We start from the raw sequence: 15,882 nt of genomic DNA, 5'->3' as shown, positions 1-15,882 counted from the left end.
TCTAGCGTCCCATCATCCTGACATCGGCGATCGCGCCGGCAATCGCGGATGCTGCGGCGCTCGCGGGGCTCGCCAGATGCGTCCGCGCGCGCGGCCCTTGCCGGCCGACGAAATTGCGGTTCGAGGTCGAAACCGAGCGCTGCCCGGGCGCCACCACCTCGCCATTGGCGGCAAGGCACATCGAGCAGCCCGGCTCGCGCCACTCGAAGCCGGCGTCGATGAAGATCTTGTCGAGCCCTTCGGCGACCGCCTCGCGCTTGACGTTCTCCGAACCTGGTACCACCCAGGCGCGGACCCCGGCCGCGACCTTGCGGCCGCGCGCAACCTCGGCGGCGGCGCGCAGATCGCTGAGCCGGCTGTTGGTGCAGGAGCCGATGAACACCCAATCGACCGGCGTGCCCGCGATCGGCGCCCCGCCTTGCAGGCCCATATACTCCAGCGCGGTCTCGATCGCGGCGCGCCGCAAGGGATCGTCGACCGCCTTCGGATCGGGAATCACACCGTCGACGCCGACGACGTGCTCGGGGCTGATGCCCCAGGTCACCTGTGGGATGATCTTCTCGACATCGATCACGACCTCGCGGTCGAACACCGCGTCGGGATCGCTCGGCAGTTCGCGCCACGCTTTCACCGCGAGATCCCACATCGCGCCTTGCGGCGCATAGGGACGGCCGCACAGGAATTCGAAGGTCTTCTCGTCCGGCGCCACCATTCCCATTTTGGCTCCGAGCTCGATCGAGAGGTTGCAGATCGTGAGCCGGCCCTCGATCGGCAGCGCGCGGATCGCACTGCCGGCATATTCGACCGCATAGCCGGTGCCGCCGGCGGCGCCGATATGGCCGATCAGCGCCAGGATCATGTCCTTGGCGGTGACGCCGAGCGGCAGCTTGCCCTCGAAGCGCGCGCGCATCGTCTTCGGGCGGCGCTGGATCAGCGCCTGCGTCGCCAGCACATGGGTGAGCTCGCTCGATCCGATGCCGAAGGCGAGCGCCCCCAAGCCGCCGTGGGTGCAGGTGTGGCTGTCGCCGCAGACGATGGTCGCGCCCGGCAGGCTCAAGCCGAGTTCCGGACCGATGACGTGGACGATGCCCTGGCCGGGCTGATCGACGTCGAACAGGGTTATGCCGCTCGCCGAGGTCTCGACCCGCAGCGCAGCCAGCAATTCCAGTCCGATCTTGCTGGTTCCGGCGCGGCCGGGCGCCGTGGACAGCGCATGATCCGGCGTTGCAAAGGTCAGTTCGGGATTGTGGACCTTGAGGCTCCGGCTCTTCAGATCGAGCAGGCCGCGCGAGCCACCGAGATCGTGCAGCAGATGGCGGTCGATATGAAGGAGGTCAGTGTCTTCGCTGAGGCGAGCAATGACATGCTGGCCCCAGATCTTCTCGAGCAAACTTCGGCCGGGCATCCGCCTTCCCCCGCTCTGTGCGTTTCCATGCGGCTTGATCTTATTGACGCCAATCTGGGCCAAAGTTGTCGTCAAGTGAAGCAGTTTTGCCCTAACATCACATATGTGATGGAGGTGCGGTACTTGACCCGCCGAGGAGCCAGCCATGCCGAATCCGAATAAGACGGCCATCGTCAAATCGGCCATGCGGACGTTTGCAGTTCTGGAGTTCTTTCGGAAAACAAAGCGGGCTGCTTCCGTGACTGAAATATCGTCTGCGCTGGAGATGCCCCAGTCGAGCACGTCAGTGTTGCTTCGATGTCTCGTTGAATTGAACTACCTGGAATACGAGCGAAAGACCCGGCTCTTCATCCCGAGCTACCGGGTCAATTTGCTGGGTGACTGGATCCGTCGTTCCCCGTTCCGTGATACCAAGCTCACCGATCTGATGGAGGAACTCTGGACCGCGACGGGCGGCGAAACCGTCATGCTCGGACAACAGGCCGGCGCCGCCGGGATGCAATATCTGCACGTTGTCCCCGGCGGCTCTCAGCTTCAGTACACGGCACAAGCCGGTCAAATACGACCAATGGTACGGACCGCGCTCGGACATGTGCTGCTGAGCCAAATGCCGAACACCAAAATTCGTGGCATTATCCGGCGCAACAATGCCGAGGAGCCGAGTCAATCGGCGCGCGTTCGCGAATCCGCCTTTCTCGAGGAGGTCGAGCGCATTCGCCGCCGCGGCTTTTCCGAGACATGTGGCCGCACGACGCCGGGCGCAAACACGATAGGCATGCTTGTTCCCCTGCCGAAGCGACGCGCTCCGCTGGCTATCGGCATTGGCGGGCCGATCGAACGCATCGCGGCAAAGCGCGCGCACATCATTGAAGTCATGCAGAACCGGCTGAAACAACTGGCAGATGAAGCCGGGCCAAGATTCGTTGAGAAATGACCTCTTGGGACGCATAACGCGTCGTGCGGATGACGGAGCCGTAGCCCGGATGAAGCGAAGCATTCAGACTAAATATCTGTCTTCTCCTTCCCCCTGAAAGGGGGAAGGTCGGGATGGGGGTCAGCCGCAGGCGACGCTCTATGTGGAGAGAGTTGATCCCCACCCGCTTTGCTCTGGCGAGCAAAGCGACCTCCCCTTTTCAAGGGGAGGTTGGGACCCGCGCTGCAGTTAGATCTTTCGAATTTCCTACGACGCCAGCGCCTCCTCGGGCATCACGGCCGACAGATGCTGGCTTTCGGCCACGGCGCGGTTCGTGATGCGGCCGCGATGGACGTTGAGGCCGGCGCGCAGATGCGGATCCTCGACCAGCGCGCGCAGTCCCTTCGCGGCCAGCGCCAGGCCGAACGGCAGCGTGGCGTGGTTGAGCGCGTGGCTCGAGGTGACCGGCACCGCGCCCGGCATATTGGCGACGCAATAATGCACGATGTCATCAACGAGGTAAGTCGGCGCCTGATGCGTGGTCGGCTTCGAGGTCTCGAAGCAGCCGCCCTGGTCGATCGCGACGTCGACCAGCACCGCGCGGCGTTTCATGCCTGCAAGCTGCGCGCGCGACACCAGCTTTGGCGCGCTGGCGCCCGGCACCAGCACCGCGCCGATCACAACATCAGCCGCGAAGACTTCTTGCTCGATCGCTTCCAGCGTGGCGTAACGGGTGCGGACGCGGCCGAGGAAGAGGTCGTCGAGCGCGCGCAGCCGCGGCAATGAGCGGTCGAGAATGGTGACTTCGCTGCCAAGGCCTGCCGCCATCCGCGCCGCATGGGTGCCGACCACGCCGCCGCCGATGATCGCAACCCGCGCCGGCGGAACGCCGGGCACGCCACCGAGCAGCTTGCCCATGCCGTCGGCGGATTTGCGCAGCGCGGCGCCCGCGGCCTCGATCGCGAGCCGCCCGGCGACTTCGCTCATCGGCGCGAGCAGCGGCAGTCCACCTTGTGCGTCGGTCACCGTCTCATAGGCCACCGCCGTGCAGCCGGAGGCGATCAGACCCGCGGTCTGCGGCACGTCGGGCGCGAGATGCAGATAGGTGAAGAGGATCTGTCCCTCGTGCAGCCTGATCCATTCGGACGGCTGCGGCTCCTTCACTTTCACGATCATCTCGGCGACGGAGAACACCTCTTCGGCGGTGTCGGCGATGCGCGCGCCGGCCAGGGTGTAGACGTCGTCGCCGGCACCGATGCCGTCACCGGCGCCGCGCTGGACCACGACCTCGTGGCCGTGCGCCACATATTCCCGCACCGAGGCAGGCGTCAGCCCGACCCGATATTCCTCGACCTTGATCTCCTTGGGCACGCCGATGCGCATGGTCCGCTCCTCGAAGGATTCGTTTCCGCCGTCGTCAAGGCTATGCCCCGTCACCTGGCGTTTCTCAGCGATTTCCGGCTTGCTCACAGCCAAATACGCCCATATCCTTCGTATTCAGCTCAGCTCTTGAAGGAAATCTGCGTGGACGGTCTCGATCGTATCGATCTCAGAATCCTCGCCGAGCTGGTCAGCGATGCCCGCGCGAGCCAGATCGAGCTTGCCGAGAAGGTCGGGCTGTCGCCGACCGCCTGCGCGCGGCGGATCCGCCATCTCGAGGAGATCGGCGTGATCCGCGGCTATCGCGTCGACCTCGAACCATCAGCGCTTGGCCTCGTGACCACCGTCGTCGTCACCATCACGCTGGAGAAGCAGAGCGAGGATTATCTCGCAGCCTTCGAGGCGGCGATCGCACGCTGTCCCGACGTCGTGTCCTGCCATCTAATGTCGGGCAGCGACGATTATCATCTGCAGGTGATCGCCCGCGACATCGCCGACTTCGAGCGCATCCACAAGCAGCATCTGTCGCGGATGCCGGGCGTCGCCCGCATCCATTCCAGCTTCGCGATGCGCGAAGTGGTCCGCCGCACCATTCCCGAGACCGCGCTGCGCGGCTGACGGTCACGCACCACCACGCACTGTCACAATCGGGCACTGTCACAATCGGATCTGCCCGGCTTGCTCCCACACGCAATTTTTAATTCGTGATTCGCCGCCTTCTATGACAGAATTGCTACAGTTCAATATCAATTCGGTTACACGCGGAGCGGTGAATGAGCATGGAGTGGCGGGCACGGCCGGTTTCGCTGGCTTGGTCAAATCCAGTGGTCCGGTGGTGGGGCTTCTTGAGCCTCGTCAGCGCCGCCAACATCGCGGTCTGGTTCGCGCTCTACCGCCAGTTCAATGAACGGGCCAATGGCAGTTTCAGCAACACCTCGGGCATCGGCCTGATGATGCTGCTGTGCGCGGCCTATGTGTTCGGCTGCGCCTTCCGCTCGGTCCTGCCGCGCGCCGACGTGCAGCGCATCTGCCTGTTCGACACCTGGCTGTCGAGCGTCATGGTCGGCCGCACCGTGGCCACCGTCGCCGAGGTCTGCTTCGCCGCGCAATGGGCGATCATCCTGCATCAGCTCGGCACCATGACCGGCGCCGAGACCACCGTGAACATCGCCTGGATCATCGTGCCGCTGATCATGATCGCGGAATGCTTCTCCTGGTATGCGGTGCTGACCACCCATTATCTCTGCAACGCGATCGAGAATTCAATCTGGGCGGTTGTGTTCTTCCTGGTCGGGATTGCGCTGTGCCGACTGCTGCCGGAGTTTCATGGCCCGGTGCGCTGGGCCTTCATCGTCGCGATCCTCGGCATCGCCGCCTTCCTCGCCTTCCTGATGACCGTCGACGTCCCGATGTATCTGAACCGCTGGCGCGCCAACCTCGCCGCCGGCGGCACGCTGCTGCATCCGCTGGAAGGCCTGCGCGACGTCAGCCGGCGCTGGGTCGTGACCCATGACATCGCGGAATGGCGCGAGGAGATCGCCTGGATGTCGCTGTATTTCAGCATGGCGGTCTGGTCGAGCCTCGCACTCTGCGTCGGCTACGCGCTCGAGGATCAGCTGCCGCGCTACCGCACCGAGCCTGCGATCGTCGCAACGACGCCGGCGCCGACAGCGCAGCACACCGCCACGATCGACGCGGCGGCACCGTCGCGGAATTGATCGGCGACCGCCGCGCGCGGCTTGTCGCCGCCAGTGCTTTCGGAGTAAAGGCTGAGGCATCCCCGCTCATCTGTCAGCGCGTTCCATGCCCCGCATCACCATCATCGAAACCGGGCTCGTCAACCCGCAAGCCCGCGAGCGCCACGGCAGCTATCCGCAGATGTTTCAGCGGATGGTGGCGACCGCCGATCCATCTGTTGGCTGCGACGTCGTCAGCTTCGCTAGCGGCGAGACACTGCCGGATCCGGCCGCATTGGATGCGATCCTGATCACGGGATCAGCCGCCGGCGTCTATGACGATGTCGAATGGATCGCGCCGCTCGAAGCCTTCGTGCGCACGGCCCATGACAAGCGCATTCCGACTGTCGGCGTCTGCTTCGGCCATCAGCTGATCGCGCAGGCGCTCGGCGGCACGGTGCGCAAATCCGAGAAAGGCTGGGGCATCGGGCGCCATGTCTATCGGATCGCGCCGGACAACGGGCTGATCGACGGCGAGACGATCGCCGTCGCCTGCTCGCATCAGGACCAGGTGGTCGACGCGCCCGCCTCCGCGCGCACCATCCTGTCGTCCGAGTTCACGCCGCATGCCGGCCTGCTCTATGCCAACGGCACGACGCTGTCGGTGCAGCCGCATCCGGAATTCACCGCCGACTATGCCGGCGCGCTGTGCGACCTGCGCCGCGGCCTCGCGCCCGATAGCGTGGTCGAGACCGCCAAGACCTCGCTGGCAGAGCCGCTCGACCACGCCACGCTTGGCGGCGTGATCACGCGCTTCCTCGTGCGCCGTAGCAACTAGACATCGTGTTCGCTTGGCGGCCGCAACGGAACTGCGCTCCCTCGCCCCGTTCTTACGGGGAGAGGGTTGGGGTGAGGGGCTGTCACCACGTCAACGGCGCCAGAAAAATTCGCGGAGGCTCCCCCTCACCCGCATCGCATCTTCGATGCGATGCGACCTCTCCCCGCACGCGGGGGAGAGGTTAAGGAAGCGCTTGCTTCGCTGTAAAGCCTTCATTCGCAGCTAGCCCTTGCGCCACTGCGCGGCGGCGTCGCGGGCGAAATCGCGATAGGCCCGCGGCGCGCGGCCGAGCAGCTTCGTCAGGCGTGCCAGCTCGTCGGCCGTCGCGACCGCGCCGTCGCTCTGGTACCGGCCGAACATGAGGCGCATGTCGAGCGCGAGCCATGCCGGCATCGCTGCCTTGAAACGCTGCTCCATCGCCGCGAGATCGTCGCCGCCATAGCTGACCGCGCGGCCAAGCTCATCGCGCCAGATCGCAGCCGCGCCCTCGCCGGTCACGACGTCGGGGCCGATCAGCGCGTAAGTCTCGCGGCCGAGCGGGGCGGACGCCCGCTCGCGGCGCAGCAGCTCGATCGCGGCCGCCTCGCCGATGTCGCGGATATCGACCATCGAGATGCCCTTCGCGCCGATCGGCATGCCGTAGGCGCCGAAGTTCAGCAGCGGCTCCTTCAGCCGAAGATCGTTCTGGATGAAATAGGACGGACGCAGGATGGTCGCGGGAAGATCGAGCGCCTCGATCATCCGCTCGACCGTGTGCTTGCCGGCGAAATGCGGCACGTCCGCATAGGCCTCGCCCTTGAACACCGAGAGATAGACGATGCCCTTGACGCCGGCCTCGCGCGCGGCGGTCAGCGTCAGCATCGCCTGCGTCAGTTCGTCGGCGGCATTCGGCACCAGCAGGAACAGCGTGCTGACGCCAATGAGCGCCGCGCGGACCGAATCCACGTCGGCAAGATCGCCGCGAACCGCCGTCACGTGCTGCGGAAATTGCGCCTTGCCGGGCGAACGCGTCAGGGCCCGAACCTCGACGCCCTGACCGGCGAGATGATTGAGAACCTGGATGCCGATGGTGCCCGTGCTGCCTGTCACCAGAATAGCCATGTCGAATACTCCTTCTCTTCGGCAGACCGTCTGCCGTCGCCGAGAAGCTATCCGTTCCAATTTTACTTTGGAGATGCCATTATTTGGACATACCGTCTCGAATATGGAACAGAACCGATGGACCTTCAGGCGCTCACCGATTTCAACCTGGTTGCCGCGCATGGCGGGTTCGGCCGCGCCAGCCGCGCCTCCGGACGGGCCAAGGCCACGCTGTCCCGCCGCGTCGCCGAACTGGAACAGAGTCTCGGCGTCCGCTTGATCGAGCGGGGTTCGCAGAGTCTGCGATTGACCGATGAGGGCCGCGCGCTGCACGAGCGCACCAGCGGTCCATTGTCCGACATCGCCGAGGCCGGCGAAGCCGTGGTGCTCGGCGCATCGACACCGCGCGGCCGCTTGCGGGTCAGCGCGCCGGTCTTGCTCGCCCATGTCGCGTTCGGCCGGATCGGTGCGCGCTTTGCGCGCGCCTATCCCGACGTCCAGCTCGAGATCGTCGCCGAGGATCGCCTGGTCGATCCGGTGGAAGACGGCTATGACCTCGTCATCCGTATCAACCCGTCACCGGATGAACGTCTGGTCGGCCGCCGCTTCCTCAGCGACGAGTTGCTCGTCGTTGCGCATCCCGATCGACAGCCGCCGACGACCGCCGCGCGCGATCCGGATGGCGTCTCGGTCGATGCCGTTCTGATGTCGCAGACGCCGCCGGACACGCTCTGGCACATCCGGAATGAAAGCGAAGAGATCACGCTCAGGCCACGGGCGGTGCTGCGTCTCTCATCGATGCTGATGATGCGCGATGCTGTGCTCGCAGGCGCCGGCGCGGCCCTGCTGCCGAAGCTGCTGGTCGATGACGACATTGCCGCGGGGCGGCTTGCCTATTGGGGAACGGATGCCAGACCTCCGGTCGAGATCTGGGCGCTGCAGAGCTCGCGACGGCTGGTCGGCGCAAAGGTTCGCGCGTTTCTCGACGTCGTCGAGCAGGCATTCCCGAACCGGGTGTTCGTCCCGCCGGCCTGAGTTGCAGCCCGGACGATGCGCCTCAGGTCATGCTGCCCGGCATGAAGCAGCGCACGCGCGGGTGACCGTCGATATAGTGCTTCCACACCATGGTGCGCCCGATCTTGTTCGGCTCGGTGATCACTGCCTCGTTCGGCACGACAATCCATTCATTGTCGATGAGCACGCGATAGTGGCCGTGATCCGACTCCCAGTCGGGATCGGCGACCACATAACCGTCAGCATCCGAGCAGCATTGTCCATAGCCGCTGTGCAGGCTTTCGAACCAGGGTTTCAGCGGTGAATTGGCGTAGCGGCCGTCGTCCCGCGCCAGGGTCGGCGATGTCAGCCACATCGTCCCGAGCAGCAGTGCCGCACGCGTGATGGCGTGCATGTCGTCGTCTCCGTAAGTGTCGATCCAGCTGCGGGCGCGCGTCACAGACTGCTCGTCTGCGACGCTGCCGCCGCGGGCGAGAACACGACATATCCGCGCCCCAGCATCTGACATTGAGCGATGCAAGAGCAGGGCCAGACGGGAAGCCGGAAGACTACGGCCGACGAAAGTATAGGGCGTGCGGCACGATCAACGACCCGCTGCCGCAACCTCCGGAACGAGCGTGGGTGCGCTGCGCGACGCCGCCTGCAGCGCGCATTCGACGAACCGGCGCGGCAGCAGCGAGGCGCTGGAGCGCATCGCCACCAGCATGCGGCTTTCCGCATCCGGCGTGTCCAGCGGCTTCGCCACCACATTCATCACGCCGGCCTGCTGGTAGCACGACGGCAGGATCGAAAGCCCGATCCCGGCCGCAACCAGGCTGAGCACGGTGCGCAGCTCATGCGCCTCCTGCACCACGCGCGGGGCAAAGCCCGCCCACCGGCACAGCATCGCGGCCTGATCGCCGACACCGCAGCCGCTCTCGGCCATGCCGACGAATTCATGCTCGGCAAGATCGGCCATCTCGAGCGCGCCCTTCGCGGCGGCCAGCGGATGATCCAGCGGCAGGAACACCATCAGCCGGTCGCGCCACACCACATGGACCTGCAGATCGGCCGCCGGCCTGAAATCGAGCGGCGGGCGCATGATCGCAACATCGAGCTCGGCGTCGGCAAGCGCGCGCAGCTGCGTTGCCGTCGACATGTGCCGGAGTTCGATCTTCACCCGCGGATAGCTGGCGCGAAAGCTGCGGAACAGCTCGGCGAACATGTCGAGCATCGGGACCGAGCCGGTGAAGCCGACCCGGATCATGCCGGCCTCGCCGCGCGCCGCACGGCGCACCGTCTCCGACGCCAGATCAAGCTCGCTGACCGCGCGCCGCGCATGTTCCAGCAGCAACTGCCCGGCCTGCGTCAGTTCCACCGCGCGCCGCGTCCGCGCCAACAGGCGCGTGCCAAGCTCTTCCTCCATCGCCTTGATCTGTGTGCTCAGCGGCGGCTGGCTGACATGCAATCGTTTCGCTGCGCGGCTGAAGCTGAGCTCTTCGGCCACCGCGATGAAGTAACGAAGCTGCCTGTAATCCATCGCTTATTTCGATTCCCTATAAGTCGGGGGTCAACAAGGTATTTGACCTCACGGGGCCGTTTCCCGATCTTCGCGCGAAATCACCAGTCCTCCAAGGGAGAAGCGCGCGAAATGCGTCAGGTTCAGACACGACGGCGCGGCGCTCGCAGCGGGTCAGCCATGCAATATCGCAGCGGACGATAGAAGATGACCGTTCCGTTTCGCGTTCTCGTCACCGGCGACAGTCTCGCGCCGGCCGCTGTCAATGTCCTCAGCGAGATCGGTGCAGACGTCGTGCTGATGCGCGATGCCGTCACGCCCGAACGTCTCACGCACGAGATGGCGCGGGCGCCGACGCAGGCGATCCTGATGCGCGGCAATCCGGTGTTCTCCGCCGCCACCATCGCCGGCAATCCGCATTTGCGCGTGATCGCAAAGCACGGCGCCGGCGTCGACAGCGTCGATATCGATGCCGCAACAGCCAGGCGCGTGCTGGTGATGGTCGCGGGCGACGCGAATGCGCCCGCGGTCGCCGAGCACACCATCGCGCTGATCCTCGCGCTCGGGCGCGACGTCGTCAGCCTGAACGCGCGAACCCATTCCGGCGCCTGGGACCGCGCCACCTATCGCGGCCGCGAAGTCCGCGGCCGCACGATCGGCCTGGTCGGCTTCGGCCGCATCGCCCGGCACGTCGCGCGCGCGGCGGCCGCGCTCGGCATGAGCGTCGTCGCGCTCGGCCGAACCAGAGGCCGCGTCGATCCGGCACTGGCGCGCGAAGCCGCCGATCTCGCCGAATTGCTCGCGGTTTCCGACATCGTCAGCCTGCACGCACCGCTGACCGACGCGACGCGCGGCATGATCGATGCCGGGCGGCTCAACGCCATGAAGCCCGGCTCGCTCCTGATCAACACCGCGCGCGGCGCGCTGGTCGACGAAGACGCGTTGTGCGCGGCGCTGCGAAGCGGCCATCTCGCCGGTGCCGGCCTCGACACGCTGGCGGAGGAGCCGCCGGCGAAAGACAGGCCGATCCTGCAGGCGCCGAACCTGATCGTGACGCCACATATCGCAGCCCAAACCGGTGCATCGATCACGCGGACCGGCGTCGAGGCCGCGCGCAACATCGCAGCTGTCCTCACGCAACGCGACATCGATCGCGCCAATGTGGTCAACCCGGCGGCACTCGACGCGCCTTAAATCTCGCAGAAACGGCCCAGCAAGAGGCCGCGATATCAAGAGGAAACGAACATGAATCTGGGGTGGCTATCCAAGCTGTCCGCCGTCGAACGCAAGACCTTCTTCGCCGCCTTCGGCGGCCTTGCACTCGATTCGATGGACACCACGATCTACGCGCTGGTCACGCCGGCGCTGATCGCAACGCTGAGCCTGTCGCGGCCTGACGCCGGCATTCTGGCTTCCAGCTCGTTGATCGGCACCGCCCTGGGCGGCTGGGTCGCCGGCATTGCCGCCGACCGGTTCGGCCGGGTGCGGGTGCTGCAATTCACCATCCTCCTGGTCGCGGTCTCGACTTTTGCCGCCGCCTTTGCCGACGGCTTCTGGTATCTCTTGGTCGCGCGCGCCATCCAGGGCATGGGCTATGGCGGCGAGGCCGCGGTCGGTGCCGTGCTGGTCGCCGAAGTGGTTTCGGCCGGCATGCGTGGCCGCGTCGCCGCCGCGATCCAGAGCGGATACGCCGTCGGCAATGCGCTGTCGGTCGCACTGTTTCCCGTCATCTTCGGCTGGCTGTCGCAAGACATGGCCTGGCGCGTGTTCTTCGCGATCGGAATCCTGCCCGCCTTGCTGGTCTTCTTCGTCCGCCGCTTCGTGCCGGAATCCGCGATCTTCGTCGAGGAGCAGGCACAGCGCGCCGCCTTGCCGACGCACAGCTTCTGGACCATCTTCACCGGCGAGCATCTGTTCAAGGCTCTGGTCGCGACCTTCTTCACCACCGGCACGCTCGGCGCGGCCTATGTGATGATCACCTGGCTGCCGACCTATCTGCAAACCGGGCTGCATTTGCCGGTCACGCACACCGCCGGCTATCTCGCCGTCAACATCTTCGGATCGTTCGTCGGACCGATCGCCTTTGGCCTGATCGCCGATCGCATCGGCCGCCGCAAGGGTTTCATGCTGTTCTTGGTCTGCCAGGCACTGAACGTCGTCGTCTACACCCAGGCGCCGATCGGCCAGGGCATCACCATCATCCTCGGATTCTTTCTCGGCGCGCTGCAGGCCGGCCTCGCCTCCGGCCTGATGCCGACCTTTGCCGAGCTGTTTCCGACCAGCATCCGCGCCAACGGCGCCGGCTTTGCGCTGAGCGCAGGACGCGGCCTCGGCTCGATCGTGCCGGCGACCGTCGGCATTCTCTCGACGCGGATGCATCTCGGCGACGCAATGGCGATCTGCGCCATCTGCGGCTACACCGCCGCCTTCTGCGCGGCATTGCTGCTGCCCGAGCAGCAGGGCATCGACCTCAGAACAATGGCGACAGGCGCAGCTTCGGACGGCGCCGAACGGCTGCCTGCCGAACGAGAGGCCGGACACCCCAACAACATCCGAAATGGCGTCGCGACCCAATGAACGCCATCACAATGAACGGGAGGAATGCAATGGCCGGAGCGTCCGTCACTGAGCTCGAACAGCAGACCATCCGCCGCGTCTATTGGCGGCTGATCCCGATCCTGTTCGTGATGATGTTCTTCAACTATCTCGACCGCATCAATCTCGGCTATGCCGGGCTGACGATGAACAAGGATCTCGGTCTCAGCCCAGCGATCTTCGGCTTCGCGGCCAGCATCTTCTTCCTCGGCTACATGGTGCTCGAGGTGCCGAGCAACCTGATGCTGCACTGGCTCGGGGCGCGGATCTGGCTGGCGCGCATCCTGATCACCTGGGGCCTCGTCGCCGCGCTGACAGCCTTTGTCTGGAATCCGCTCAGCCTCTACGTCATGCGGCTCGGCCTCGGCGTCGCGGAAGCCGGCTTCATGCCCGGCGTGGTGCTTTACCTCACCTACTGGTTCCCGGCGCGCTATCGCGCCCGCGCGGTGGCGGGATACATCATCGCCGGCTCGTTCTCGGCGGTTTTGGGCGGGCCGATCTCGACCAGCATCATGACCTGGTTCGATGGCGCTGCCGGTCTCCACGGCTGGCAATGGATGTTCCTCGCCGAGGGCGTGCCGACCATTCTGCTCGGCCTGTTCACGCTCTATTATCTCACTGACCGCCCGGCCAAGGCGAGCTGGCTCACCAAGGAGCAGGCAGCCTGGCTGGAGGGCGAACTCGCCGCCGAGCGGGCCGAGATCGAGCAACAGGGGCAGCACAGGTTGATCGAATGCGTGCTCGATATCCGGGTCTGGCTGCTGGCGGCGCTGTTCGGCTGCGCACTGGTCGGGATCTACGGCCTCTTGCTGTGGCTGCCGCAGATCATCAAGGGCATGGGCGATCTCAGCAACATCCAGGTCGGCTTCCTCTCGGCGATCCCGCCGCTGCTCGGCGTCATTGGCACCATCGTGGTCAGCCGCAGCTCGGACAAGACCGGCGATCGCAAGTTTCATCTCGCAGCAGTTTACTTGCTCGCCGCGGTTGCGATGCTCGGCAGCGCCTATGTCGCGAGCCCGGTGCTGGCCTTCGTGTTCCTGTGCATCGTCGGCTTCAGCCTCAACGCCGGCAACCCGCTGTTCTGGAGTATCAATGCTTCGCTGCTGACCGGCGCGGCCGGCGCAGCCTCGATCGCGCTGGTCAACACGCTGGCGCAGTTCGGCGGCCTGATCGGGCCGTGGTGCATCGGCCTGATCAAGGACTCCACCGGAAGCTTCTCCTGGGCATTGGTCGGCATCGCCGGCTTCCTGCTCATCGCCTCCGCCATCGCCGCCACCATGCGCGTCAAGCCGCGCGAGACGGAATTGACGGGCGCGATCCCGTCATCCGTCGCCCACTGACACCCCTACCAAGGAAGCAACCATGATCATCGATTGTCACGGCCATTACACCACCGAGCCGGCCAAGCTGCAGATCTTCCGCGACAAGCAGCTCGCCGGCCTCGCCGACAAGTCGCGCCGGCCGCTCACCACCAATCTCGGCATCACCGATGACGAGATCCGCTCTAGCGTCGAGGGCGCGCAGCTTCGCCTGCAGAAGGAGCGCGGCACCGACGTCACCATCTTCTCGCCGCGCGCCGCCGGCATGGCGCATCACGTCGGCAAGGAAGCGACCAGCCGCGAATGGACCACGATCTGCAACGACCTCGTGCACCGGGTCTGCACGCTGTTCCCGCAGAACTTCGTCCCCGTCTGCCAGCTGCCGCAGAGCCCGGGCGTCAAGCCCGCGAACTGCATCGAGGAGCTGGAGCGCTGCGTGACGCAGCTCGGCTTCGTCGGCTGCAATCTCAACCCCGATCCCGCCGGCGGCTATTGGTGCGATCCGCCGCTGACCGACGAATGGTGGTATCCGCTGTATGAGAAGATGGTCGAGCTCGACGTGCCGGCGATGGTCCATGTCTCCTCGTCCTGCAATCCCTGCTTCCACGGCACCGGCGCGCATTACCTCAACGGCGACACCACCGCCTTCATGCAGTTCCTGACCTCGGACCTGTTCAAGCGCTTCCCGACCCTGCGGTTCATCATCCCGCATGGCGGCGGCGCGGTGCCCTATCACTGGGGCCGCTACCGCGGCCTGGCGCAGGACATGAAGCTGCCGCCGCTGTCGGAGCATCTCTTGAAGAACGTGTTCTTCGACACCTGCGTCTATCACTTGCCCGGCATCGAGCTGTTGACCAGGGTGATTCCCGTCGAGAACATCCTGTTCGCGTCGGAAATGGTCGGCGCCGTGCGCGGCATCGATCCCGAAACCGGCCATCACTTCGACGACACCCGCCGCTATATCGACGCGCTGCCGCTGAGCGCGGCGGACAAGGCCAAGATCTTTGAAGGCAATGCCCGCCGCGTCTATCCTCGCCTCAGCGCCCATCTCGACCGCCGCCCACATTGAACGAAGCGATCGATGTTTACGGCCCCGTCATTGCGAGGAGCGTCAGCGACGAAGCAATCCATCGCTCCGCATCTGCGGAAGCATGGACTGCTTCGCTTCGCTCGCAATGACGGTGATGGTCCTACAAGCAAGATATTTCCGTCGTCCCGATTGCAAACGTACGATCACGCCCAACACACCGGAGAAAACCGATGGCCATAGGATTTGCAATTCACAAGGCGAAGCGGAAAGTGTCGCCTGACCTCGTCGCGCGCTACCGCACGCTGCCGGTCGCCAATATCAGCGATTCGATGTCGCGGATCGCGGGCACTAACCGGCTGCGGCCGATGCACGCGGGCGGCTGGCTCGGCGGCCCGGCGCTGACGGTCAAGACCCGGCCCGGCGACAATCTGATGGTGCACAAGGCGATCGACCTGGCGCAGCCCGGCGACGTCATCGTGGTCGATGCCGGCGGCGTGCTGGTCAACGCCATCATCGGCGAGATCATGTCGACGCTGGCCGAGAAGAAGGGCGTTGCGGGCTTCGTGATCGACGGTTCGATCCGCGATGCTGGCGCGATCCGCGCCGGATCATTCCCGGTGTTCGCCGCCGGCGTCGCCCATCGCGGCCCCTACAAGGATGGCCCAGGCGAGATCAATTGCGCCATCTCGATCGACGGCATGATCGTCGAGCCCGGCGACCTCATCGTGGCCGACGACGACGGCGTGCTCTGCGTGCCCTATGACGACGCCGAGGCCATCTGCAAGCTGACCGAGGCCAAGAAGGCCACCGAGGAAAAGGCCATCCAGCAGATCCTCGCCGGCACCAGCGACCGCCGCTGGGTCGACGAGGCCCTGCAGCGCCTCGGCTGCGAGTTCAAGGACTGAGACGATAGGCGGTCCCAAAAGGCGGCGATGCCCGCCTTTTGGGCACGAATTTGCGCCAAGTCGGCCGGAATCATCCCGCCCGTATCGTGTGCGTGTGCCCGTCCATCAAAATCGGGAATTTTTCCCGATTACAGTTGGAAAAGAATCCCGGTCCCCCGGGATTGATCTTGTTTGCCAAAGCAAGGGCGTTCCCGCAGTCTCCGAGCCAAGGTTCGTCGGGGATCAAGCC

The 15,882-nt window shown here is 65.4% G+C and carries 15 protein-coding genes; 10 read left to right on the top strand and 5 right to left on the bottom strand.

Annotation, left to right across the window (positions count from 1 at the left end; all coding sequences use genetic code 11):
* Window position 1: 1 nt before the first annotated feature.
* Window positions 2–1,405: a 3-isopropylmalate dehydratase large subunit gene (gene leuC, locus J6525_RS06290; RefSeq protein ID WP_225642888.1), complete on the bottom strand. Its 1,404-nt coding sequence runs from the start codon at window positions 1,403–1,405 to the stop codon at window positions 2–4.
* Window positions 1,406–1,550: 145 nt separating this feature from the next.
* On the opposite strand from leuC, the gene J6525_RS06285 reads away from it, so the two are divergent.
* Entirely contained in the window at window positions 1,551–2,339 is a 789-nt protein-coding gene (locus J6525_RS06285; protein ID WP_225642886.1) for an IclR family transcriptional regulator, read from the top strand.
* Window positions 2,340–2,585: 246 nt separating this feature from the next.
* Here J6525_RS06285 and ald read toward each other — a convergent pair whose 3' ends face one another.
* Complete coding sequence (ald, locus tag J6525_RS06280) at window positions 2,586–3,701, bottom strand: alanine dehydrogenase (RefSeq protein ID WP_225642884.1); 1,116 nt, start codon at window positions 3,699–3,701, stop codon at window positions 2,586–2,588.
* 126 nt (window positions 3,702–3,827) lie between these two features.
* Between ald and J6525_RS06275 the strand changes: the two genes are divergently transcribed.
* The 3 genes from J6525_RS06275 (at window position 3,828) to J6525_RS06265 (ending at window position 6,212) form a co-directional block, all read left to right on the top strand.
* Window positions 3,828–4,316, top strand: a complete 489-nt coding sequence (locus tag J6525_RS06275) for an Lrp/AsnC family transcriptional regulator (protein WP_028333294.1) — start codon at window positions 3,828–3,830, stop codon at window positions 4,314–4,316.
* A gap of 155 nt (window positions 4,317–4,471) precedes the next feature.
* Window positions 4,472–5,416 (top strand): hypothetical protein, encoded by a 945-nt coding sequence (locus tag J6525_RS06270; RefSeq protein WP_376708440.1) that lies wholly within the window; start codon window positions 4,472–4,474, stop codon window positions 5,414–5,416.
* An 85-nt stretch (window positions 5,417–5,501) separates the two neighbouring features.
* On the top strand, window positions 5,502–6,212 hold the full coding sequence (locus tag J6525_RS06265; protein WP_225642882.1) for a type 1 glutamine amidotransferase: 711 nt from the start codon (window positions 5,502–5,504) through the stop codon (window positions 6,210–6,212).
* Window positions 6,213–6,434: 222 nt separating this feature from the next.
* Here J6525_RS06265 and J6525_RS06260 read toward each other — a convergent pair whose 3' ends face one another.
* Window positions 6,435–7,313 (bottom strand): NmrA family NAD(P)-binding protein, encoded by an 879-nt coding sequence (locus J6525_RS06260; RefSeq protein WP_225642880.1) that lies wholly within the window; start codon window positions 7,311–7,313, stop codon window positions 6,435–6,437.
* Between the two features lie 117 nt (window positions 7,314–7,430).
* Here J6525_RS06260 and J6525_RS06255 point away from each other — a divergent pair, with 117 nt between their 5' ends.
* Window positions 7,431–8,327 carry a LysR family transcriptional regulator gene (locus J6525_RS06255; protein ID WP_225642878.1) on the top strand — a complete coding sequence of 299 codons (897 nt, stop codon included), beginning with the start codon at window positions 7,431–7,433 and terminating at the stop codon, window positions 8,325–8,327.
* 22 nt (window positions 8,328–8,349) lie between these two features.
* Here the strand turns inward: J6525_RS06255 and J6525_RS06250 are convergent, their stop codons facing one another.
* Complete coding sequence (locus J6525_RS06250; protein ID WP_176937210.1) at window positions 8,350–8,700, bottom strand: hypothetical protein; 351 nt, start codon at window positions 8,698–8,700, stop codon at window positions 8,350–8,352.
* A 189-nt stretch (window positions 8,701–8,889) separates the two neighbouring features.
* On the bottom strand, window positions 8,890–9,825 hold the full coding sequence (locus tag J6525_RS06245; protein WP_225642876.1) for a LysR substrate-binding domain-containing protein: 936 nt from the start codon (window positions 9,823–9,825) through the stop codon (window positions 8,890–8,892).
* A 186-nt stretch (window positions 9,826–10,011) separates the two neighbouring features.
* On the opposite strand from J6525_RS06245, the gene J6525_RS06240 reads away from it, so the two are divergent.
* The 5 genes from J6525_RS06240 (at window position 10,012) to J6525_RS06220 (ending at window position 15,653) form a co-directional block, all read left to right on the top strand.
* Window positions 10,012–10,998, top strand: a complete 987-nt coding sequence (locus tag J6525_RS06240) for an NAD(P)-dependent oxidoreductase (protein ID WP_225642874.1) — start codon at window positions 10,012–10,014, stop codon at window positions 10,996–10,998.
* Window positions 10,999–11,049: 51 nt separating this feature from the next.
* Window positions 11,050–12,381: an MFS transporter gene (locus J6525_RS06235; protein WP_225642872.1), complete on the top strand. Its 1,332-nt coding sequence runs from the start codon at window positions 11,050–11,052 to the stop codon at window positions 12,379–12,381.
* Between the two features lie 29 nt (window positions 12,382–12,410).
* Complete coding sequence (locus J6525_RS06230; protein WP_225642870.1) at window positions 12,411–13,739, top strand: MFS transporter; 1,329 nt, start codon at window positions 12,411–12,413, stop codon at window positions 13,737–13,739.
* 22 nt (window positions 13,740–13,761) lie between these two features.
* Window positions 13,762–14,787 (top strand): amidohydrolase family protein, encoded by a 1,026-nt coding sequence (locus J6525_RS06225; protein ID WP_225642868.1) that lies wholly within the window; start codon window positions 13,762–13,764, stop codon window positions 14,785–14,787.
* 191 nt (window positions 14,788–14,978) lie between these two features.
* Window positions 14,979–15,653, top strand: coding sequence for an RraA family protein (locus J6525_RS06220; protein ID WP_028333303.1), 675 nt, complete (start codon window positions 14,979–14,981; stop codon window positions 15,651–15,653).
* Window positions 15,654–15,882: the final 229 nt, after the last annotated feature.

Origin of the sequence: Bradyrhizobium australafricanum (assembly GCF_020329495.1) — a bacterium.
GTDB lineage: Bacteria > Pseudomonadota > Alphaproteobacteria > Rhizobiales > Xanthobacteraceae > Bradyrhizobium > Bradyrhizobium australafricanum.
The sequence above is the reverse complement of the archived record's forward strand: the minus strand, read 5'-3'. Positions and strand labels throughout refer to the sequence as shown.